The following is a 20,639-nucleotide window of genomic DNA, read 5'->3' on the forward strand; positions in this document are numbered from 1 at the left end:
AGGGGCTCAGACTGAGCCCCTATACACAATTAGATAGTTCAAGCAGCATATACTGATTCAAATTAGGCCAGTGAGTAAGATGATTCTAAGCACATTTTGACCAATCCAGAATCAATTTCTGGCCCGTAATTAAAACATCCACAAGACACGGAAGCAGCACATAGCGCTAAATGAGAGAGGAAGGCCATCACATCAAACTTGGCTTGCTCAATAACAAATGCTCCGAGACAACTGTATGTTCTAAGAACATTACCATGAGCACCTAAGCAGTGATTAAGAAGGTTTTTTTATGCGTTTTTCCTACCCATTGTTAACGCTGTTATTGCTAGCAGCTAATTTAAGAACTCCCATTACAGCGATAGGTCCGTTGTACAGCGACTTAGCTAACATTCTGCATGTCTCAAGTGCATCCATTGGCTTGGTTGCATCGATTCCTTTACTGATCTTTGCCCTATTTTCACCATTTGCGGCCAAACTGGCACAAAGAATAGGTTTAAAAAATGCGCTAAGTTGGGCACTGCTGGCCATTGTTTTTGGCCTACTTATCCGGATTAGTGGTTCACTCAGTAGTTTATATATTGGCACATTAGTCTGCGCCATCGGTATTGCTATTGCGAATGTCTTACTTCCTAGCTGGGTCAAAGAAAATTTTAGCCATCACCAATTAGGAACAATCACAGCGCTCTATGCCATGATGATGGGTATCGCTGGGTCAGTATTCACCGCCTTAGCAGTGCCACTGGAACACTGGGGAAACTGGCAAATTGCACTGTTGAGTCCAGCAATTATCGCCATTATCGCACTGCTTGCATGGTTGCCCTCGCCAACGCCAAAACAACCCGTTAATGTCACGCGAAAAAGCCTACCTAAACTGTGGCGCTCTCCCTTAGCTTGGGCCGTCACCATGTACATGGCAATGAGTTCTTTAAGCTTTTACATCATGGTCAATTGGCTTCCAGCAATGCTTAATGCTAGTGGCTATAGTCATTCACAAGCAGGTTTTCTCGATAGCATCATGCAGCTGGTTAGTGCCTTAGTAGGACTAACCATGGCGATTATGTTTAAACGTTATTCACTGAAAACTCTAGCGGTTAGCCATGCACTGTTACAGATCGTTGCTATCGGTGGGTTAATTTTCTATCCACAGTGGGCATTATTATGGTGTGTGATGCTTGGCTATTTAGCCGGTGGGGTATTTATTATTGCGTTGACCTTTATGAGTGTCTGCGCTCACGACAGCCAAGCAGCGGCTCAACTTTCGGCGATGGCGCAAACAGTAGGCTATCTCATTGCCTGTGTTGGCCCAACACTAGCTGGTTGGGCACATCAGACCAGTGGAAGTTGGTTAAGCGTTCAATTGGGGTATATCGTCATTATGCTTTTATTAGCCTTAAGCGGCTACTGGGTAAGTCGCCATCAAAGCGAGCTTTGAACAGAGGGGAAGCCGCGCCCTGATTATTAAATCAGCATCGACAAAGAGCTATTTTATTAAACATCTCAATTTTTCAGATTAAATTAAACGCCCAAAAATAAATGGCATAACCGCTAATTAAGCGGTATGCCATATTAAAATTAACTTAAAGATCAAGCTTCATGCAGAGCAAATAACTCAACCAGCTGATCTTCATCATAGACAGTAATCCCGAGCTGTTCAGCTTTAGCAAGTTTTGAACCAGCCGCCTCCCCAGCCACAACCACATCGGTATTTTTCGAGACACTCCCGGCCACTTTGGCACCTAATGCCTGCAAACGGGCCTTCGCATCAGAACGGTTAAACTGGTTTAATGTCCCAGTTAGCACAAACGTCTGACCAGCTAATGGTAACTGTTGCTCGTTTTTAACCACCATATCAGGCCAGGTCAACTCTTCGCGCAGTGCACTTACGACCTTAAGATTTTCCTCTTGACGGAAGAAATAATAAACGTGCTTCGCCACAACTTCCCCGACATCCGATACCTTTTGCAATTGCTCAACTTGCGCTTGCATGAGTGCATCCAGATTACCAAAATACTGGGCCAGATTCAGTGCCGTAGACTCTCCCACTTCGCGAATCCCAAGTGCGTATAAAAACCGGTTAAAAACCGTCTGACGAGACTTGTCAATTGCATCAAGCAGTTTTTCTAGCGAGCGCTCTCCCATTCGCTCAAGGTTAAGTAACTCCACAGCCTTTTCACGCAAGTGGTAAAGATCAGCCGGCGTATGAATGAAATTATTTTCAACCAGCTGATCAATCAGCTTCCCGCCTAAGCCGTCAATATCCATCGCTTTACGCGATACATAGTGGCTCAAAGCCTCTTTGCGTTGCGCAGCGCAGCTTAAACCTCCCGCACAACGCGCAACAGCTTCACCCTCAATCCGTTCTATATCAGAACCACACACCGGGCAATGAGTCGGAAACACCACCGCTTGAGCATCATTTGGGCGACGATCCATCACGACGCCAGTGATCTGTGGAATCACATCACCGGCCCTTCGCACCGTTACAGTATCGCCAACTTTCACACCAAGGCGGTCAATCTCATCGGCGTTATGTAATGTTGCATTACTCACCATCACCCCACCCACAGCAACTGGTTCCAGGCGAGCAACAGGTGTAATCGCACCGGTTCGCCCAACCTGAAACTCTACGCCTTTTAGAATCGTTAACTGTTCCTGAGCTGGAAACTTATGCGCAATTGCCCAGCGAGGCGCTCTGGCGACAAATCCCAGTTGCTCTTGGGCTGCAATAGAGTTGACCTTATAAACGACGCCATCGATATCATAATCGAGTGAATCACGCCGTGTGCCAATAGAGTGGTAAAAATCTAAGCACCCTTGGTCCCCTTCGACTAAGCGGACTTCTTGACTGACCGACATTCCCCACTGGCGTAATTGCATTAAACGCTCAAAGTGTGTCTCAGGCAGAGCCCCTTCACACACACCAATGGCATATGCATAAAAGATCAATGGCCGTTGTGCAGTAATTTTTGAGTCCAATTGACGTAAACTGCCAGCTGCCGCATTACGTGGATTGGCAAATGGTTTTTGCTGCTTTTTCAGCCGCATCTCATTCAGCTTTTCAAACCCCTTATGAGGCATGACGACTTCACCGCGAATCTCAATACGCGCTGGATAATCACCACGCAATTTAAGCGGCACATTCCGAATCGTTTTAACGTTTTCAGTGATATCTTCACCCGTCTGGCCATCCCCGCGGGTTGCCGCTTGTACCAGAAGCCCTTGTTCATAGAGAATACTGACGGCTAAGCCATCCAATTTCGGCTCGGCACAAAACGCTAAATCATACTGCCCTAATCGTTCACAGACTCTTAAAATGAACGCCTGAAGTGAGTCATCATCAAAGACGTTATCTAACGATAGCATCGGAATTTCATGGCTGACCTGGGTAAATTCACTAAGGGCTTTCCCCCCAACTTTCTGGGTTGGAGAATCAGCTGTAATTAGGTCTGGATGCTCATGTTCTAATGCCTGAAGCTGTTTAAATAATCGATCATATTCACTATCAGGCACGGTTGGATCATCAAGTACATAGTATTGATAGGCGTAGTCGTTTAGCTGCTGACGTAGTTGCTCTAGTTGCGACTCAATTGCTGGCATAACTCTCTTTCCGAAATAAAAAGCCTCTATCGCAGAGGCTTGTCGAACAATTAAAGGGTGAACAGGTGTGTTTACTGGCTAGAATGCAATAATTGCTGGCGCTCATATTCACGAATACGCTGTTGATAATGCTGCAGCGTTTGGGCAGTAAATGGATTACGATGACCGTCCAGCAAAATAGCGTCCATATCTCGGACAATTCGTTCCGCAGCGTTATACATCACATTGAAGTTGCGAGAGGGTTCACCAGGACACGGCACGGTCATAAATAATGATACGCCATGCGTGGTAAATTCATCCATATGGTCCGGATCAAATGTTCCTGGCTTAACAATATTAGCGACACTAAATAGCACTGGCCCTTGCCCATTGGCCTGTTGATGGCGGTGAAAAATATTCATCTCACCATACTTAAGGCCCAGCCCGGTTAAACACTCCAACAATTTCTGGCCATCAAATATCTGACCATTGGGCGCAACGACATTAAGGATATAGACATCATCAGGCGCTGCAGGTTTGCTCTGCGGTTTAGCTTGAGGCTCATCCGCTGCTTGCTTGGGTTGAGGTTCAACTTGAGCCTCATCTTGTGGAACAGGCTCAGAAACGACTATCTCTGGCTCTGCTTCAGAAAAATTCTGTTCCGCAAGCTCATCACTTGATTCATCAAAGCTCACCTGTGGTTCAACTCGTTGCGGCGAATTATCCTGCGATTCATCCCGATTAACGACACGAACTTCCCCCACGCCAAGATCATCAAATTCTTGAGTGTTCGGTGCAAAACCATCATCCTGATCGTCAGCTAACGGCTCATCATCAATGCTCTGCTCAGTGACACGCGTTTTTTTCCGTCGCGGTTTGACTTTTTTAGTCACCAGCCTCTCAGGACGATTACGCCGATTGCTCATAAAACCATGCGCTAACAATCCGACGATGGCGATAATACCGATAATAATTAAAACAATGCGCAATTGGTGCATATATCTTCTCTGCTCTTATTGTGCCAGTGCGACTGCCTGGGCTATATCAACCGCAACTAATCGAGAAACACCAGGCTCGTGCATGGTGACTCCTGCTAACTGATCCGCTTTTTCCATAGTAACTCGGTTATGACTGATAAAAATAAACTGCACAGTTTCAGACATTCTCGCGATTAAATCCGCAAAACGTCCTACATTAACTTCATCTAATGGTGCATCTACTTCATCAAGCATACAAAATGGTGCCGGGTTAAGCCTAAAAATAGCAAAAACTAACGATAATGCTGTTAATGCCTTTTCGCCACCGGAAAGAAGACTAATCGTAGAATTCCTTTTCCCGGGCGGGCGAGCCATAATCGTCACCCCTGTGGCTAGCAAGTCATCTTCGGTTAATTCCAGCCACGCGGTTCCGCCTCCGAATACCTGTGGAAACAAGTGTTGTAAATCCGTATTTACTTTATCAAAAGTTTCACGAAATTTTGACCGCGTTTGTCGATCTATTTTTGCGATAGCACTCTCTAACATTTCAAGAGCCTGTCGCAAATCGTTGATTTGAGCAGTCAGCTCAGTTAATCGCTTTTGCTGCTCATCATATTCCTGTTCGGCTGCCAGATTAACCCCCCCAAGGCGTTTAATCTGTCGATCGATTTTCTCAAGCTCACTAGCATAATCAACACTCATATCAACTTGTTCCAGAGTTTGTGGATTGAGCTCCACACCGTCTTCAGCCAACTGCTCTAGCAAAATCCGTCGCCGTGTTAACAACTCCTGATGCGCCAACTGCTGATTCTGATAAGCTTCTTGCAATTGACTTTTTTGTTGCTCTTGCGTCTTACGCGCAACCGCCATCGCACTGATCTGCTCACGTAATGTTGCTCGTTGATATTCTAATTGCTCATGTTCTTTTTGCGCTTCAAGCTGCTGTTGACGCAATTGCTCAGCCTGAGCGGTCAATGTACTGGTATCTAGTTGCTGCTTAGCTGCTTCTTCTAGTTTTTTTAATTGCTGTTGCCATTGCGCGAGCTGTTGTTCACGCTCGTGTAGCCAGCCACTTAATTGTTGATGCTCACTCAAACACTTCTGTAACTCTAGTTGTAACTGATAAACCTGTCGCTCAAGTTGTTGACTTTTCGCAGACAACTGCTCTTTTTCTCCCCGCGTCTGCTGCAAGCGTTCCTCGGCTTCGAGCAGTCGCTGTTGATTTTCTTCATTAAGCTCAACAAGCTGTTCTAATTGCTCAGATTGCATCTCACACTGCGATAAAGCTTCGTCACAGGCTTGTGTCGCTTTACTCTTTTGGGCAGCTAAATTTTCCCTCACACTTTGCTGGTGCTTCAGTTGCTGTTGAGCAAGCAACAACTGTTGTTCTGTTTGATGAAGCTGCATTTGAGTTTGACGCAGACTTTCTGTTTGACTCGCTAGTTGTCGCTGCCTCTGCTCGACGGCTTGGCGCGCAGTTTGTACATGCTGCTGAGCATCCTCAAGACAATCCGCTAGTTTAATCGATTCCTCAGCTAATTCCGTCAATTGACGTTGCTGAATAAGCACTGATTGCTCCGGTTTATCTTTCAATAAATTTTGCCAATTTGCACCGAACCAATCACCATCAGCAGTGATCACCGACTCCCCTAGTTTAAGCGTGGCACGCAGATTAAGCGCAGCTGATTGATTCGTTGCACATTGAATTTTATCCAATAACACGGCAGGTGCCCCCTGCACTTTACTCAACAGCGTATTGGCATCAACCGTTGCCGAATCCGATGTTGACCAAATGGCGAGTAAAGCATCATTGCATCGAGCCGGATCGGTTTCAGCATAAAGCCAAGGCCCAAGGACTTTTTCAACTGCACGTTCCCACCCCGGTTCAATTGTAAGCTGTTCCCGCAACGCCCGCACAGCACTGTAATGATGTTCGGCCATCGAATCGACTAACTGCTCTAAGGATTTCTGGCGGGTCTGATTTTCAAATTGCTGCTGTTCTAGTTTATGAACGCGTTGAACACACTGCTCCTGAGTCTCTAACGCATCATTGAGCTGGCGTTCCAGCAGCTTAACTTGCGCTTGACCCTGTTCAAAATCCTCTTCGAGACTGAGTTGGCGTGCTTCAAGTACCGTTAAATCGGGTGCTTCATCTTGCTCTTGGCAAAGCTGTTCATCCAGTTCAGCCAGACGTGCGCGCGTTTGTTCTAGTAATCGCTGACTGCCTCGCAACTGTTCTTGACGTTGCGTCATTTGTTGTGCGCTTTGTTGCGTTTGGCGTTGAACCTGCTGAAATTGTTCACTGGCACTTTGATAAGACTCATCGGCACTTTGCAAATACTCACTTAACTGTTCTAATTGCTGCTGTGCGACTTCCAGCTCCGTCTCTAGCTGCGTCATTTTTGCTTGCTGAACGGGTAATTTGTTACGTTCTGTAACTAGCTTTTCACTTAACACTTGGATCTGACTCAGGTACTCATCTTTTTGTGCCTGACGCGCTTGATGCCCTTGTTGGTGATGGATGAGTTGCTCTTCTAAGCGAGCTAATTGTGCGCCTCGCTCCGACTGTTTCGCTCTAAGTTGATCTGATTGTTGCTCTAGCTCATAACTTTGTTCATTTAGGAGCAATTCATGGTCATCAAGTTCAGTTAATTTAGCATTAAGCAGCTCTAACTGGTGAGTTTGCTCTTGTTGAGAGTGCGATTTTTCATCTAAGGATCGGTCTAATTGCTGCAACTGACACAACGACTGCCGACGACGATAATCTCGCTGTTTATCACGCAATTGCCGATAACGTAATGCGGCTTGCGCTTGAATTCGCAATTTATCAACCTGCTGGGCCAACTCCGCTTCAATATCGGCAAGTCTCTGTAGATTTTCTTGGGTATGACTGATCCGATTTTCGGTTTCCCGACGACGCTCTTTATACTTTGATACGCCAGCGGCCTCATCGATAAAAACGCGTAATTCCTGAGGCTTAGACTCGATTAAACGGCTAATCATCCCTTGCTCGATAATCGCATAACTGCGAGGCCCCAAGCCCGTTCCTAAAAACAGATCGGTGATATCTTTTTTACGACAGCGAGTACCGTTTAAAAAATACAGATTTTGCCCATCCCGAGTCACTTCACGGCGAACAGCCACCTCTGTATAAGCACCATATTCACCACCAAGCCGCCCACTTTGATTATCAAACGATAATTCAACCGATGCTTTAGACGCCGGAGCACGCCGAGTTGAGCCATTGAAAATCACATCCGTCATCGCATCACCACGCAGGTTGCGGGCTGAGCTCTCACCTAAGACCCAACGAACAGCATCAATGACATTCGATTTTCCACACCCATTCGGACCAACGACACCGGTCAGTTGTTGGGGAAACGGAATTTTGGTTGGTTCAACAAACGATTTAAAACCAGCTAATCGAATTGATTTTAAGCGCATCGGTTCCTAATACAGTAAGCTATTGGCAATGGACTTTACCAAAGCCATTGATGGTTTGTAATATGATAATTCATTTTACTTAACAGAAAGTATTATTATGCAGGATTTATCCCGTTCCGGTATGAACAGTGCTCATTATTTCCTCTACGGATGGCGACTGATTAGCCAACCTGGATTGCGCTTGTTTGTCATTATCCCACTATTGGTTAATACCCTCTTATTTGCCGGGGCTTTCTACTGGCTGTATGCGCGCTTGCAGATATGGATAACAGAGTTCGAACAGTGGTTACCGAATGGACTGCACTGGTTGCAATGGCTATTGTGGCCTTTAGCCATACTGACCATTATTGTAGTGTTCTCTTTTATATTTGCCAGTATTGGCAACTGGATTGCCGCTCCATTTAACGGGCTATTGAGCGAGCGCACCGAACTACTACTTACCGGTCAGCCTCTACCCGATGGACAACTTAAAGAACTCGTTACCGATCTGCCACGAGTGTTTGCCCGAGAATGGCAAAAATTATGCTATTGGCTGCCCCGAGTGCTAATTCTTTCTTTGGCTTTTTTCATTCCGGGGATCGGTCAAAGTGTCATTCCCGTTTTATGGTTTGTTTTCAGTGCTTGGATGATGGCGATTCAATATATCGACTATCCGTTTGATAACCATAAAATAAGTTTTCGAGTGATGCGTAAACAGCTGTCACAGCACCGCTCTCAGAATTGGGGGTTTGGTGCATTAGTGACTATTGCAACAGGCATCCCGCTCGTGAATTGGGTGGTAATGCCAGCCGCTATCTGCGGAGCCACAGCATTGTGGGTCGACCATTATCGTTCACTTAACCTCGATGTTTACGAAAAAATCGATCAAACACAGCGGTAAATAGTATTTGGGAGTAAATGGTTATCTCTTAATTACATAAGATTATAACTAAAGCTTCCTTCAATTTCATAATTGAAGCTATATCCTAGAGAGTAAACAATAAACGTTAATGTAAGGGTAAAACCATATGAGCAACATTTTTGAAGACAACTCGCTAACCATTGGCCACACCCCCCTAGTAAAACTGAATCGGGTAACGAAAGGGAATGTTTTAGTCAAAATCGAATCGCGTAACCCAAGTTTCAGTGTGAAATGCCGAATTGGTGCCAACATGGTGTGGGATGCTGAGAAAAAAGGCTTGTTAGGGCCCGGCAAAGAGATCGTTGAACCAACCAGTGGTAATACGGGGATTGCACTTGCGTTTGTTGCAGCTTCTCGCGGTTATCCTATCACCTTAACAATGCCTGCAAGCATGAGCCTTGAACGCCGCAAACTACTTAAAGCCCTCGGTGCTAATTTGGTATTAACTGAGGGGCCTAAAGGGATGAAAGGAGCAATTGCAAAAGCCCAAGAAATCGTTGACAGTGACAGCAAATATGTCATGTTGCAGCAGTTCGAAAACCCTGCGAACCCAGAGATCCACGAAAAAACAACGGGCCCTGAAATTTGGGAAGATACTGACGGTGAAGTTGATGTCTTCATTGCTGGTGTTGGTACCGGCGGGACTTTAACCGGAACCTCCCGTTATCTGAAGAAAACGAAAGGTAAAAACATTATTAGTGTTGCTGTAGAACCAGCCACTTCACCTGTGATCACACAGGCAAAAGCGGGACAAGAAATTAAGCCCGGCCCTCATAAGATCCAGGGGATTGGTCCAGGTTTTATTCCTAAAAACCTTGATCTTGATTTAGTCGATCGTGTTGAAACAGTAACCGATGATGAATCATTTGCCATGGCTCACCGACTCATGGAAGAAGAAGGGATCTTAGCGGGTATTTCATCAGGGGCTGCTGTCACTGTCGCCGCTCGCCTCGCTGAATTGCCTGAGTTTGCCGATAAAACTATCGTCGTCATTCTACCCAGTTCAGCAGAACGCTATTTAAGTACGCCATTGTTTGCCAACATGTTCTCAGAATCTGAAAATGTTCAGTAATTTTGTATCAAATGATCAAAAAGCCAGCTTTTAAGCTGGCTTTTTCATTTGCAACTTTGGGCTTCCACCAGCCGAAAATATTCACTTATCGCACTCTCGATAGCTGTGTTAACATAAAGCCTTGGTTGGCACATGACCGGGTTTAAACTGTTTGAGATTAGCTCCAATAATCACTATACTTTTCGCCCAGCCGTCACTGCCACAAGAATATAAAGTAAAAGTGGTTTCTTACTGACATAAAAATAATTAATGCATGATCAGCTTAAGATTTGGGGCCGTATGTAGGGCAAGGTATCAAAATTGTAAATTGGCTCGTATGAGACTGACCTATAGTTTGATATAGATTAAATCTTACAAGGCTAAAGATCGTTATTTTACTACAAACTAAATCACAAAATGAGTGTTTATATCGCTCATTTAAATCTAAAAATAAAGTACATAGTTAAAATAAAGAGGTACACCTATGTTTGAGAAACGCGTTGTTATTACTGCTGAAAACGGCTTGCACACTCGTCCTGCCGCCCAGTTTGTTAAAGAAGCAAAATCCTTTAACAGTGACATCAGTGTCATTAGTGAAGGTAAATCGGCTAGCGCTAAAAGTTTATTCAAGTTACAGACTTTAGGCTTAGCTAAAGGAACTGAAATTACTATCCGTGCTGAAGGTGCTGATGAACAAGATGCCGTAACCAAATTGGTTGCTCTGATGGACGAATTAGAATAGTCATCAGCCCATCTTTATCACTCAGTTAAAAGGTTTAAATTATGATATCAGGAATTCCAGCTTCACCAGGTATCGCATTTGGTAAAGCACTGTTGTTAAGCGAAGATCAAATCGTTATTAACAAACACCCTATAAAATCCAGCGAAATCGACCGGGAAATTCAATGTTTCCTAGACGCCAGAAAAAAGACCTCCGAACAACTTGAAGATATCAAGGCAATGGCAGGAGCGACTTTCGGCGAAGAAAAAGAGGCGATCTTCGAAGGACATATCATGTTACTTGAAGACGAAGAACTGGAAGAAGATATCAAAACCTTCATCCGGGATGAGTTAGCTTCAGCGGACCGAGCCATTCACGAAGTTATTGAACAGAACGCTGAAATGCTGGCTAATCTAGATGACCCCTATTTGCGTGAACGAGCTGCCGATTTTCGCGATATCGGCACTCGCTTAGTCAAAAACGCCTTAGGTATTGAAATTGTTTCACTTAGCGGGATTAAAGAAGAAGTTATTGTTGTCGCTAGTGATTTAACACCATCAGAAACAGCTCAGATTAACCTAGACAAGGTTTTGGGTTTTGTCACTGATCTCGGTGGACGGACATCGCATTCGTCAATTATGGCTCGCTCATTAGAATTACCAGCAATTGTCGGTACGAACGATATCACCAAGAAAGTCAAAAACGGTGACCTCATCGTAGTGGATGCAGTGAATAATGAGATTGTCGTTAAACCGACAGAAAATCAACTAGACGTCTATAAACAACGTCAAAGTGACTTCTTAGCTGAAAAAGAAGAACTCGCTAAGTTAAAAGATTTACCTGCACTTACATTAGATGGTCATCAGGTTGAAGTATGTTCAAACATCGGTAGTTTAAAAGATGTTGAAGGGGCTATCCGTAACGGTGCCGAAGGCGTTGGCCTATACCGGACAGAGTTCTTATTCATGGACCGTGAGAGTCTGCCAACTGAAGATGAACAGTTCCAGGCCTATAAAGATGTCGCTGAAAGTATGCCTAATCACCCAATCATTATTCGTACGATGGATATTGGTGGTGATAAAGACCTCCCTTATTTGAACCTTCCTAAAGAGATGAATCCATTCTTGGGCTGGCGTGCTGTACGTATCTTCTTTGACCGTCCAGAAATCATGCATACTCAGTTACGTGCGCTACTTCGGGCCTCAGCATTCGGTAAAATCCGGATTATGTTCCCGATGATTATTGCTGTAGAAGAGATTCGCTTTTTAAAAGAAGAAATTGAAAAACTTAAAGAAGAACTACGCAGTGAAGGTAAATCGTTTGACGAAGGCATTGAAGTGGGTATCATGATTGAGACACCTGCAGCTGCCGTGATTGCCCATCATTTGATCAAAGAAGTTGACTTCTTTAGTATTGGGACTAATGATTTAACTCAGTATACATTGGCTGTTGACCGAGGAAATGAGCTTATCTCACAGATGTACAATCCGTTGACGCCGTCGGTTCTTAACCTCATTAAGCAGGTTATTGATTCCTCTCACGCGGCTGGTAAATGGACTGGGATGTGTGGGGAGTTAGCTGGGGATGAAAATGCAACTATTTTGCTTTTAGGTATGGGGCTTGATGAATTTTCTATGAGTGCGATATCTATCCCTCGCATAAAAAAATTAGTTCGCAATATTAATTTTGAAGATGCGAAACAACTGGCTGAACAGGCTCTTGCATCAGCAACAGCAGATGAAATAGCAGGCCTGATGGATGAATTTATTAAACAAAAAGCGGTTTGCTAGTCGCCATTGATAAAATCGCATTGACTTGAGGAGCTTATAGCATGGGGCTGTTCGATAAACTGAAAAAACTAGTTTCAGAAGATAGTTCAGATAACGCAGGATATGAAATTGGCGCACCTTTATCAGGGGAAATTGTGCCAATTGAAGAAGTTCCTGATGTTGTATTTGCCGAAAAAATTGTTGGTGATGGAATTGCTATTAAACCAACTGGGAACAAAATGGTTGCACCTTGTGATGGAACTATCGGTAAAATTTTTGAAACTAACCACGCTTTCTCGCTGGAATCAGACAACGGTATTGAACTTTTTGTTCACTTTGGAGTGGATACTGTTGAGCTCAAAGGAGAAGGTTTCAAACGCATCGCTGAAGAAGGCCAGTCAGTGAAAAAAGGTGATACTATCATCGAGTTCGATTTAGCACTGCTAGAAGAAAAGGCGAAGTCAGTTTTGACACCCGTTGTTATCTCTAACATGGATGAAGTCAAAGAGCTTCAGAAAATGTCCGGCCAAGTTGTTGTTGCAGAAACAACTGTATTACGCGTCGTTAAATAGAGACATTAGCCACCTTGAGTAGCAAGGTGGCTTTGCTCAAACTGCTAATATTTAACAGCTATAGGACAGCTATAAGTTAGCTCGCCTACCTCTTAGAGAAATCTCTTATTTAACATCCCATCATTAAACTTATTTAACATCCCATCATTAAAATAGTGCCCAATCGACACCAGTGGCAATTAACCACAATAAAATCATATAACGGAAGTTAAGTTTTAGAATGCTACGGCTGGTTGCCTGATAGCGACTGATCATCGCCAAACCAACCCCTGATAGAGGGCTAGAAGCTGTTCCGGTTCCCCACACAGAGAGAAACAAAAAGGCTAGCTGATTGGCACTCGCACCTAAAGGCGCTAATAATGGTGCCATTAAGGAAATACTGACAACCGGATGGACACCAATCAATGAAATAAGGATCATCCCCCCGCTAACCACTAAAAAGACCAAAGGCGTTAATGAACTAGCATGAAACGCAACCATAGATGGATAAACTTGAATCAAACAACCTATCCCAGTTGAAAACACTCCAGCTGCGAGAAAGAGAGCAAACTGACTGGCAACATTAGAGAGCCGACCATTGATATAATAACTTAAGGCCTGAACTCGCGGACGAACAGGCATAAAAAAAACAGCCCCGATAGGTGCCACAATGCTGATCAGTGTCAGAATATGGATCCCCGTAAACAAATGATGACAAACCATCACAATAGTTGCTAAAACAATCGGCATAATGAGACTATCCACTTTCAGTGGATAACCTTTAAACGCTTCGATATCACCACGTTTGACTTCCCAGAATGTGATCAGCGCCATTGCAACCGCCATGAGCACCCCTGGGATCATCGTATGTTGCCACTGAGCACCCGGTGAATAAGTCATCGCAACACCAGAGGCCACAAAAAAAGGCGACCAATAAGCGCCAGAACAAAACCCTCGCATAATAACTTGTGTTTGGCGCTGAGAGAGTTTACCACCACGTGCCAGCCGGTCGCCGACCACAAAAACGATAGAAAGGTTAATCACTGAACCAAGCAGATGACAAGCGCCAAGAGTCGACCAAAATCCTTTACGCCCTGTTGGCTGAGATTTATCTTCTTCACTGGGATTAGTCAAAGATAAAAAAGAGACCGCTACAAACATTGTCAGCAATGGCAAATTACGGGTAGCTGCTTCTTTTAATATAACCGGACCGCCGACCAACTGAGCCCAAATCAGCAGCAATACACCGATCCCAAATAAAATACTTGATTGCTGTTTCGACGAACGAGTCAACGCAGGCCAACACATTACCACGGCTGACCAAGCACAAAGACCAGCCCAAAGCGAACCAAGAGGCAAGAATGAAGCACATAGATAGAAAATAGCAGTTAATAAAATAAGCCAGCCTGCAGCTTTGTTTTGCATCGTTACGCGATTTTGATTCATGATGAACTGTTACAGCGGAGCCTTCCCCAAAGCGACACTTTAGGATAGCCCAGAGAATAATTGAAGTCGTTATCATTACCGATTTAAACAGACCTTTCAATACCTTTTAGCCTGTCACTCATGTTCTACCTATAATGACAGGTGTGTCAGCAGTTGGTTTTCTCCTAAAATATTTGCTGATATTGCCCGATGAAACCCGCGTTAATTCATGAAAATTAAGGCCTTCGTTGCTATAAAATTGACATTACCGACTTTAAACATCATCATCAATGCCAGTGCTTTTAATTTACATATAAGCACATTCGGTGATCCATTATTTATATCTATACTATATAGTGATAGTGCTTTTAGTAGCTGTTCGAACGAACAGAATAAATATGCGGGTTACCTATGATTGGCATATAGTATTACGATAATATAAGTATTCAGTCACGAAAGGATGAAAAAATGAAAAAGACTTTATTAATCGCTGGCGCGTTGGCGGCACCGCTGTTATTAGCGGGTTGCTCTAACACTAGTAACAAAACTTTAAGTAATAAACTTGATTCTCTGTCTGATCAAGTTTCTGCACTACAAGCAGAACAGAGCACCCTATCAAGCGATGTAAACTCTGCGAAAATGGCTGCGCAGGAAGCTAAATCAGAAGCAGCTCGCGCCAACCAACGTATTGACCACATTGCTAAGTCTTACACCAAGTAGTGTTGTCTTCTCGGCGTGTTGAACAATATATAAGTTCAGCACGCCTTATATAACTCATTACTGGCTAATTAATACCGGATAACCCGCTCGTCTTCTTAATGCCTCAGTCACTTTCTTACTATCAACCTGTCGTTGCGTAATAAATTTTATGAGTTTTGGATTACTAGGAAGGTTAACAACCCCATTCTGATCATTAGTCGTTTGACTCAGTGGTCGAGTGACTTCCAGATAGAGTTTGCCATCAGGTTGACGAGTATATTGCAAAGGCTGATTAATAATTCTTACCCGCATTCCCCTTTTGGCCTTTGAAAATAAATATTTAATATCCCTTGGAAAAAGTCGCATACACCCGGAGCTGACCCGAAGCCCAACACCAAAATCTTTATTAGTGCCATGAATCAAATAATCCCCTGCACCATAGGCTAAGCGCATCGCATAATCCCCCAATGGGTTATTGGGCCCCGCAGGGACAACTTCCGGCAAGGGTCTGCCCTGAGCCGCATACTCTTTACGAATATGTTGCGTAGGTGTCCAGCTTGGGTGGGGGATTTTCTGCGAAATATAGGTCGTAGTAGTGGGCGTGTTCCAACCAATTCGTCCAATTCCGATCGGGAAGATATCGACCTCATGTGCTTTAGGTCGGAAGAAAAAAAGCCGCAACTGAGCCAGATTCACAACAATGCCTTCGCGTTCACCTTCAGGTAACATCTGAAGCAAAGGGATCAATAATTTTGTTCCAGGAGTCGGTAAGAATGGATCGACTTTAGGATTAGCGCTTTTTAGGGCCAAAAAGCCAATATCAAAGTGATTCGCAATAGATGCAAGGGTATCCCCCTTCTTAACAATATAATACTGATTGTGGCCTACTAGACGGCCGTTATCAGCAGGTAATGGATAAGTCCTCGCCCAGACACTGCAACTAACCATGGCCAAGCATAAAAGAAAAACTCTAAACAACATGAAGCTATCTCACAAATTAGATGTAATCTGAGCTTACCATAAACAAATTATAAGCGGGAATTTCATTGTATTGGAAGAATTACAAATGTAAAAAGGCCCGCTTTAAGCGGGCCTTTTCATCTGAACAAACGCTCCGAGTTAACCTTACTGGTTATCGGTTGAATCTGCTTTGGCATCTTCTGCTGGTTCTTCAGTTTTTGGCTCTGGTTTAGGCATAGCTTCTTTCATACTTAAGCGAACACGTCCTTGACGGTCTACTTCAAGTACTTTCACTTTCACTTCATCACCGACTTTCAAGTAGTCAGACACTTTGTTGACTCGCTCAAAGGCAATTTGTGAAATATGAACCAAACCATCTTTACCTGGCAGGATCTGAACAAAAGCACCGAAATCGGCCAAACGAACAACCTTACCTTGGTAAATTTGTCCAACTTCTACTTCAGCCGTTAACTGTTCAATTCGCGCAATTGCATATTTTGCCTGATCGCCATCAGTTGCTGCGATTTTAACAGTACCGTCATCTTCAATCTCGATGGTAGTTCCTGTTTCTTCGGTCAGCGCACGGATGGTCGCACCACCTTTACCGATCACGTCTTTAATTTTTTCTGGACTAATCTTCATGGTATGGATGCGTGGCGCAAATTCAGAGATATCTTGACGTGCACCACCGATTGCTTCATTCATCACGCCCAAGATATGCATACGTGCACCTTTGGCCTGATTCAAAGCAATCTGCATGATCTCTTTCGTGATCCCTTCGATTTTTATGTCCATCTGCAGCGCGTTTACACCATTTTCGGTACCGGCTACTTTAAAGTCCATATCACCAAGGTGATCTTCATCGCCGAGGATATCAGACAGGACGACGAACTGATCGCCTTCTTTAACCAAGCCCATTGCAATCCCTGCAACCGATGACTTAATCGGAACCCCTGCATCCATCAGTGCTAGCGAAGAGCCACAAACAGACGCCATTGAACTAGACCCATTTGATTCAGTGATTTCTGATACCACACGAACTGTGTATGGGAATTCACTCTCATCAGGCATAACCGCAGCAATACCACGTTTTGCCAAACGACCATGGCCGATCTCACGGCGCTTAGGAGACCCCATCATGCCAGTTTCACCCACACAATATGGAGGGAAATTGTAATGCAATAAGAAGTGATCAGTGCGCGTTCCAGTTAGCTCATCAATCATTTGTGCATCGCGCTGAGTCCCCAATGTACAAGAAACCAATGCCTGAGTTTCACCACGGGTGAAAATAGCACTACCATGGGTACGCGGCAGAACACCAGTTGCCACATCCAATGCCCGCACCATATCAGGTTCACGACCATCAATACGTGGTTCACCAGCCAGAATACGACTTCGTACAACAGCTTTCTCAATTTTAACCAGCTCATCACCGATTTCCATCGGATCTAACTCTTCATTTTCTGCAATCAGCTGATCTGTAACTTCTTTTTTAATTGCATCAACAGCATCGTAACGAGCTGCTTTTTCAGTAATTCGGTACGCTTCGCCCAACTTCTGCTCAGCTAACTCTTTCACTTTACTGCTCAGAGCTTCATTTTTCGCAGGTGCTTGCCAATCCCAAGCGGGTTTGCCAGCTTCTTTCGCGAATTCGTTGATCGCTTCAATTACCACTTGCATTTGCTCGTGACCGTACATGACAGCCCCCAGCATAACGTCTTCAGGCAGCTCTTGAGCTTCGGACTCAACCATCAATACAGCTTTTTCAGTCCCAGCGACAACGAGATCTAGTTTGCTTTCAGGTAATTCATCAACCATTGGGTTAAGGATATAATTACCATTGATAAAGCCAACACGAGCAGCGCCAATTGGACCATGGAAAGGAATACCTGACAAAGACAATGCTGCTGAAGCACCAATCAGAGCAGGGATATCAGGCTGAATCTGAGGGTTGACAGACATTACAGTTGCAACGACCTGCACTTCATTAACAAACCCTTCAGGGAATAACGGACGAATAGGACGGTCTATCAAACGCGCAATCAGAGTCTCACCTTCAGATGGACGACCTTCACGTTTAAAGAAACCACCTGGAATACGACCAGCTGCATATGTCCGTTCTTGATAATTAACTGTCAGCGGGAAGAAGTCTTGTCCTGGTTTTGCTTCTTTTTTGCCAACAACAGTAACAAAGACCGCTGTGTCATCAACGGTCACCATGACCGCTGCATCAGCCTGACGAGCAATGGCGCCCGTTTCCAGCGTGACACTATGCTGGCCATATTGGAATTTTTTAACAATAGGATTCACGTGAATTTCCTTCGTTTGCGCTTTTTAATCTTTCTTTCATTTCGCGGCTAGTATAAAGCATCTATTGGATAAAAGATAATCTTAACCACGATTGCCGTTTCCATATATTGTATCAACACCCTCTGCTGCATTGACAGCATTACAGTGGTTGTCACGATAAATGCCACACAGCACATTTTCTAACCATAACGATACAAATAAAAACATTAAATTAGAAAAATCTTATATAATGAAGACTGAATAGTACTGATACATCACAACAGGACAAGAATATGATACAAGCAAATGTCGGTGGTTGGGATAAATACTTGCGGATTGTAATCGGTGTCGTATTGATAGGCTTAATGGCGCTTGGCTATATTGGTCTATGGGGGTGGATTGGCGTCGTACCTATCCTCAGTGCAGTCTTTAACTACTGTCCACTGTACCAGTTGATTGGGTTTTCAACCCGTCACTGAAATACATATCAAAATAATTCATTAAAAAAGAGGAGCCTGAGCTCCTCTTTTTAACCTGTAAAGGGGCGACGCTTAGCGACGCAAACCCAGGCGCGAAATCAGAGACTGATAACGTTCTGCATTTTTACCTTTGAGGTAGTCAAGCAAATTACGACGCTGACTAACCATACGCAACAGGCCACGACGGCTGTGATGATCATGAATATGAGTTTTGAAGTGGTCCTGCAGATGGTTAATCTGAGCAGACAACAACGCAACTTGTACTTCTGGTGAACCAGTATCGCCTTCACCACGGCCAAATTCAGCAACGATTTTTGCTTTTTCTTCATTGTTTAGTGACATGGAATTACTCCTAATTAAGTCTAACAATGTCAACGCCAATCACTAATTCAGCGTCAACAGGACGCGCCATTTTAGACATAAATATAGCCCAGATCAAGCATCGAGCGCGATTAATCGCTTCGGCGCTAAAAGGCCATCCTCATTCACCATCCCGATACCAATAAAGCGGCGTTCATCTCCAACATAAAGACGCAATAAAGCCCCTTTAGCAACATTGTCAAGTTCAACAGCTCGACCCTGCATCAGCAGTAACCCCAACTCTTCACTTACATCGATAGTCGGCAAACAACTGACTGCACTATCCATTTTAAGCAGTAATGGGTCAAGAAGCTCTGCGGGAACAATCTCCTGCTCTGTTGCCTGTTCTAATAATGCTTCAAGTCTCTGTAAACTAATCACCTGATCCGATGGATAATCACCGACATGAGAGCGATGCAATTGCGCCACATGAGCTCCGCAGCCTAGTAACTCACCTAAATCATCAACAATAGTGCGAATATAGGTCCCTTTACTGCAATGGATATCAAGTTTTAACAAATCGTCTTCAAAATTGATAATATCAATACTATAAACAGTAATTGGCCGTGATTTACGCGGGACATCAATCCCTTCGCGAGCATACCAGTAAAGCGGCTTGCCTTGATATTTAAGAGCTGAATAAATCGATGGAACCTGCTCAATCACACCTTTAAAGCGCTCCAATGCTTGTTCTATTTGCGCGATCGTGACATTGACTTCACGAGTTTCAACCACCTCGCCGTCCGCATCAGATGTGGTCGTTCGTTGCCCTAGTTTTGCGCAAACCTGATAGCGTTTATCAGACTCAAGCAGATATTGTGAAAACTTCGTTGCATCACCTAAACAAATAGGCAGCATACCCGTTGCCAGAGGGTCTAACGCCCCTGTATGGCCAGCTTTTTGTGCAAAATAGATCCGTTTTACCTGTTGCAGTACCGCATTTGAAGTTTTACCGGTGGGTTTATCCACCAGTAAAATACCATCCACTTTGCGGCCACGGGTCCTACGCGCCATTAATTATCCTCATCATGCTGATTATGTTTTTGCTGCTTACGGTGGTCTTCATTAACCGCCTGAGTGGCCAGACTTGACATCCGCATCCCCTCAACCAGTGATTTATCATAAGCAAAACGCAGCTCAGGTACAGCACGCAGACGCATTGCTTTACCTAATAATAAACGGATATAAGCTTTGGCATCTTCCAAAGCTTCTAAACCTTGCTTAATCCCTTCTTCACTGTCATCAAGAAAGGTTACAAAAACTTTGGCGTATGCCAGATCACGGGTCACATCAACCGACGATACCGTCACCAAACCAAGGCGTGAATCTTTAATTTCACGCTGCAAGATAACCGCCACTTCTTTTTGAACTTGCTGAGCCACGCGTTGTGGTCGACTAAATTCTCTTGCCATGGTATTTACCTCAAACATATAAATG

17 protein-coding genes are annotated in these 20,639 nt (G+C 44.2%); 8 read left to right on the plus strand and 9 right to left on the minus strand.

The window, feature by feature from the left end; translation table 11 throughout:
• Nucleotides 1-289: 289 nt before the first annotated feature.
• Entirely contained in the window at nucleotides 290-1,432 is a 1,143-nt protein-coding gene (locus EV690_RS04875; protein WP_131911795.1) for an MFS transporter, read from the plus strand.
• Between the two features lie 152 nt (nucleotides 1,433-1,584).
• Here the strand turns inward: EV690_RS04875 and ligA are convergent, their stop codons facing one another.
• From ligA to smc, 3 genes are all read right to left on the minus strand, one after another.
• Nucleotides 1,585-3,597 (minus strand): NAD-dependent DNA ligase LigA, encoded by a 2,013-nt coding sequence (gene ligA / locus EV690_RS04880; protein WP_131911796.1) that lies wholly within the window; start codon nucleotides 3,595-3,597, stop codon nucleotides 1,585-1,587.
• A gap of 71 nt (nucleotides 3,598-3,668) precedes the next feature.
• Nucleotides 3,669-4,574 (minus strand): cell division protein ZipA, encoded by a 906-nt coding sequence (gene zipA / locus EV690_RS04885; RefSeq protein WP_131911797.1) that lies wholly within the window; start codon nucleotides 4,572-4,574, stop codon nucleotides 3,669-3,671.
• Nucleotides 4,575-4,589: 15 nt separating this feature from the next.
• Entirely contained in the window at nucleotides 4,590-7,997 is a 3,408-nt protein-coding gene (smc, locus tag EV690_RS04890; protein WP_131911798.1) for a chromosome segregation protein SMC, read from the minus strand.
• Nucleotides 7,998-8,118: 121 nt separating this feature from the next.
• Here smc and cysZ point away from each other — a divergent pair, with 121 nt between their 5' ends.
• The 5 genes from cysZ (at nucleotide 8,119) to crr (ending at nucleotide 13,011) form a co-directional block, all read left to right on the plus strand.
• On the plus strand, nucleotides 8,119-8,877 hold the full coding sequence (cysZ, locus tag EV690_RS04895; protein ID WP_131912148.1) for a sulfate transporter CysZ: 759 nt from the start codon (nucleotides 8,119-8,121) through the stop codon (nucleotides 8,875-8,877).
• Nucleotides 8,878-9,004: 127 nt separating this feature from the next.
• On the plus strand, nucleotides 9,005-9,970 hold the full coding sequence (cysK, locus tag EV690_RS04900) for a cysteine synthase A (RefSeq protein ID WP_131911799.1): 966 nt from the start codon (nucleotides 9,005-9,007) through the stop codon (nucleotides 9,968-9,970).
• Between the two features lie 463 nt (nucleotides 9,971-10,433).
• Nucleotides 10,434-10,691 carry an HPr family phosphocarrier protein gene (locus EV690_RS04905; protein ID WP_131911800.1) on the plus strand — a complete coding sequence of 86 codons (258 nt, stop codon included), beginning with the start codon at nucleotides 10,434-10,436 and terminating at the stop codon, nucleotides 10,689-10,691.
• Between the two features lie 41 nt (nucleotides 10,692-10,732).
• Complete coding sequence (gene ptsI / locus EV690_RS04910; protein WP_131911801.1) at nucleotides 10,733-12,460, plus strand: phosphoenolpyruvate-protein phosphotransferase PtsI; 1,728 nt, start codon at nucleotides 10,733-10,735, stop codon at nucleotides 12,458-12,460.
• A 41-nt stretch (nucleotides 12,461-12,501) separates the two neighbouring features.
• Nucleotides 12,502-13,011 carry a PTS glucose transporter subunit IIA gene (gene crr, locus EV690_RS04915; RefSeq protein WP_131911802.1) on the plus strand — a complete coding sequence of 170 codons (510 nt, stop codon included), beginning with the start codon at nucleotides 12,502-12,504 and terminating at the stop codon, nucleotides 13,009-13,011.
• A 147-nt stretch (nucleotides 13,012-13,158) separates the two neighbouring features.
• On the opposite strand, the gene EV690_RS04920 is transcribed toward crr, so the two are convergent.
• Nucleotides 13,159-14,436 (minus strand): hypothetical protein, encoded by a 1,278-nt coding sequence (locus EV690_RS04920; RefSeq protein ID WP_131911803.1) that lies wholly within the window; start codon nucleotides 14,434-14,436, stop codon nucleotides 13,159-13,161.
• 447 nt (nucleotides 14,437-14,883) lie between these two features.
• On the opposite strand from EV690_RS04920, the gene EV690_RS04925 reads away from it, so the two are divergent.
• Complete coding sequence (locus tag EV690_RS04925) at nucleotides 14,884-15,135, plus strand: Lpp/OprI family alanine-zipper lipoprotein (RefSeq protein WP_131911804.1); 252 nt, start codon at nucleotides 14,884-14,886, stop codon at nucleotides 15,133-15,135.
• Between the two features lie 57 nt (nucleotides 15,136-15,192).
• On the opposite strand, the gene EV690_RS04930 is transcribed toward EV690_RS04925, so the two are convergent.
• Together EV690_RS04930 and pnp are read right to left on the minus strand one after the other, a co-directional pair.
• On the minus strand, nucleotides 15,193-16,062 hold the full coding sequence (locus EV690_RS04930) for a L,D-transpeptidase family protein (RefSeq protein WP_224054896.1): 870 nt from the start codon (nucleotides 16,060-16,062) through the stop codon (nucleotides 15,193-15,195).
• Nucleotides 16,063-16,239: 177 nt separating this feature from the next.
• Nucleotides 16,240-18,384: a polyribonucleotide nucleotidyltransferase gene (pnp, locus tag EV690_RS04935; RefSeq protein ID WP_131911806.1), complete on the minus strand. Its 2,145-nt coding sequence runs from the start codon at nucleotides 18,382-18,384 to the stop codon at nucleotides 16,240-16,242.
• Between the two features lie 272 nt (nucleotides 18,385-18,656).
• On the opposite strand from pnp, the gene EV690_RS04940 reads away from it, so the two are divergent.
• Complete coding sequence (locus tag EV690_RS04940; protein ID WP_396022801.1) at nucleotides 18,657-18,842, plus strand: YgaP family membrane protein; 186 nt, start codon at nucleotides 18,657-18,659, stop codon at nucleotides 18,840-18,842.
• A gap of 72 nt (nucleotides 18,843-18,914) precedes the next feature.
• On the opposite strand, the gene rpsO is transcribed toward EV690_RS04940, so the two are convergent.
• The 3 genes from rpsO to rbfA all read right to left on the minus strand — a co-directional run bounded on the left by rpsO (nucleotide 18,915) and on the right by rbfA (nucleotide 20,614).
• Nucleotides 18,915-19,184: a 30S ribosomal protein S15 gene (rpsO, locus tag EV690_RS04945; protein ID WP_131911807.1), complete on the minus strand. Its 270-nt coding sequence runs from the start codon at nucleotides 19,182-19,184 to the stop codon at nucleotides 18,915-18,917.
• Between the two features lie 93 nt (nucleotides 19,185-19,277).
• A complete protein-coding gene (gene truB / locus EV690_RS04950; protein WP_131911808.1) occupies nucleotides 19,278-20,216 on the minus strand; it encodes a tRNA pseudouridine(55) synthase TruB in 939 nt (312 codons plus the stop codon).
• Nucleotides 20,216-20,614 carry a 30S ribosome-binding factor RbfA gene (gene rbfA, locus EV690_RS04955; RefSeq protein ID WP_131911809.1) on the minus strand — a complete coding sequence of 133 codons (399 nt, stop codon included), beginning with the start codon at nucleotides 20,612-20,614 and terminating at the stop codon, nucleotides 20,216-20,218. The genes truB and rbfA overlap by 1 nt, the downstream gene beginning before the upstream one ends.
• Nucleotides 20,615-20,639 lie beyond the last annotated feature (25 nt).

It is taken from the genome of Celerinatantimonas diazotrophica (genome assembly GCF_004339545.1).
GTDB classification, from domain to species: domain Bacteria; phylum Pseudomonadota; class Gammaproteobacteria; order Enterobacterales; family Celerinatantimonadaceae; genus Celerinatantimonas; species Celerinatantimonas diazotrophica.

What these genes read in the sequence shown, in the direction of transcription:
- cysK (WP_131911799.1), top strand. Translation starts at nt 9,005, where the DNA reads ATGAGCAACATTTTTGAAGACAACTCGCTAACCATTGGCCACACCCCC.
- EV690_RS04940 (WP_396022801.1), top strand. Translation starts at nt 18,657, where the DNA reads ATGATACAAGCAAATGTCGGTGGTTGGGATAAATACTTGCGGATTGTA.
- EV690_RS04930 (WP_224054896.1), bottom strand. Translation starts at nt 16,062, where the DNA reads ATGGTTAGTTGCAGTGTCTGGGCGAGGACTTATCCATTACCTGCTGAT.
- smc (WP_131911798.1), bottom strand. Translation starts at nt 7,997, where the DNA reads ATGCGCTTAAAATCAATTCGATTAGCTGGTTTTAAATCGTTTGTTGAA.
- EV690_RS04920 (WP_131911803.1), bottom strand. Translation starts at nt 14,436, where the DNA reads ATGAATCAAAATCGCGTAACGATGCAAAACAAAGCTGCAGGCTGGCTT.
- EV690_RS04875 (WP_131911795.1), top strand. Translation starts at nt 290, where the DNA reads ATGCGTTTTTCCTACCCATTGTTAACGCTGTTATTGCTAGCAGCTAAT.
- ptsI (WP_131911801.1), top strand. Translation starts at nt 10,733, where the DNA reads ATGATATCAGGAATTCCAGCTTCACCAGGTATCGCATTTGGTAAAGCA.
- cysZ (WP_131912148.1), top strand. Translation starts at nt 8,119, where the DNA reads ATGAACAGTGCTCATTATTTCCTCTACGGATGGCGACTGATTAGCCAA.
- EV690_RS04925 (WP_131911804.1), top strand. Translation starts at nt 14,884, where the DNA reads ATGAAAAAGACTTTATTAATCGCTGGCGCGTTGGCGGCACCGCTGTTA.
- rbfA (WP_131911809.1), bottom strand. Translation starts at nt 20,614, where the DNA reads ATGGCAAGAGAATTTAGTCGACCACAACGCGTGGCTCAGCAAGTTCAA.
- zipA (WP_131911797.1), bottom strand. Translation starts at nt 4,574, where the DNA reads ATGCACCAATTGCGCATTGTTTTAATTATTATCGGTATTATCGCCATC.
- EV690_RS04905 (WP_131911800.1), top strand. Translation starts at nt 10,434, where the DNA reads ATGTTTGAGAAACGCGTTGTTATTACTGCTGAAAACGGCTTGCACACT.
- rpsO (WP_131911807.1), bottom strand. Translation starts at nt 19,184, where the DNA reads ATGTCACTAAACAATGAAGAAAAAGCAAAAATCGTTGCTGAATTTGGC.
- ligA (WP_131911796.1), bottom strand. Translation starts at nt 3,597, where the DNA reads ATGCCAGCAATTGAGTCGCAACTAGAGCAACTACGTCAGCAGCTAAAC.
- crr (WP_131911802.1), top strand. Translation starts at nt 12,502, where the DNA reads ATGGGGCTGTTCGATAAACTGAAAAAACTAGTTTCAGAAGATAGTTCA.
- truB (WP_131911808.1), bottom strand. Translation starts at nt 20,216, where the DNA reads ATGGCGCGTAGGACCCGTGGCCGCAAAGTGGATGGTATTTTACTGGTG.